The following is a 1,002-nucleotide window of genomic DNA, read 5'->3' as shown; positions in this document are numbered from 1 at the left end:
CGGATCAGAAATAGAAGAATTACAGCGCAACACAGCAATAAAAATGCGCCGCCTGAACCACCAGGCTATATCTGCCACTCATTGTTGTGAGTGTGGCGATCCGATAGATGAACGAAGACGCCTGGTCGTTCAGGGTTGTCGGACTTGTGCAAGTTGCCAGGAGGATCTGGAACTTATCAGTAAACAGAGAGGTTCGAAGTGAGCGAAATTAACTCTCAGGCACTGCGTGAAGCGGCAGAGCAGGCAATGCATGACGACTGGGGATTTGACGCAGACCTTTTCCATGAATTGGTAACACCATCGATTGTGCTGGAACTGCTGGATGAACGGGAAAGAAACCAGCAATACATCAAACGCCGCGACCAGGAGAACGAGGATATTGCGCTAACAGTAGGGAAACTGCGTGTTGAGCTTGAAACAGCAAAATCAAAACTCAACGAGCAGCGTGAGTATTACGAAGGTGTTATCTCGGATGGGAGTAAGCGTATTGCTAAACTGGAAAGCAACGAAGTCCGTGAAGACGGAAACCAGTTTCTTGTTGTTCGCCATCCTGGGAAGACTCCTGTTATCAAGCACTGCACTGGTGACCTGGAAGAGTTTCTGCGGCAGTTAATCGAACAAGACCCGTTAGTAACTATCGACATCATTACGCATCGCTATTACGGGGTTGGAGGTCAATGGGTTCAGGATGCAGGTGAGTATCTGCATATGATGTCTGACGCTGGCATTCGCATCAAAGGAGAGTGAGATCGGTTTTGTAAAAGATAACGCTTGTGAAAATGCTGAATTTCGCGTCGTCTTCACAGCGATGCCAGAGTCTGTAGTGTCAGATGATGACCGTACTCAAACATCGGGTTGAGTATTATCTTACTGTTTCTTTACATAAACATTGCTGATACCGTTTAGCTGAAACGACATACATTGCAAGGAGTTTATAAATGAGTATCAATGAGTTAGAGTCTGAGCAAAAAGATTGGGCGTTATCAATGTTGTGCAGATCCG

Annotated in this window: 2 protein-coding genes; both read left to right on the top strand. The window is 46.2% G+C overall.

Annotation, left to right across the window (positions count from 1 at the left end):
- Positions 1 to 202, top strand: a 202-nt coding sequence (locus WQ54_RS32810; protein WP_003067971.1) for a TraR/DksA family transcriptional regulator, incomplete at its 5' end; no start/stop codon positions are given.
- Positions 199 to 747, top strand: coding sequence for an ead/Ea22-like family protein (locus WQ54_RS17660; RefSeq protein WP_001289873.1), 549 nt, complete (start codon positions 199 to 201; stop codon positions 745 to 747). The genes WQ54_RS32810 and WQ54_RS17660, both read left to right, overlap by 4 nt.
- The last annotated feature ends 255 nt before the right edge of the window (positions 748 to 1,002 follow it).

Origin of the sequence: Bacillus sp. SA1-12 (genome assembly GCF_000981385.1) — a bacterium.
GTDB lineage: Bacteria > Bacillota > Bacilli > Bacillales > Bacillaceae > Metabacillus.
Note: the sequence above shows the minus strand (reverse complement) of the source record. Positions and strands in the feature narration are given on the sequence as shown.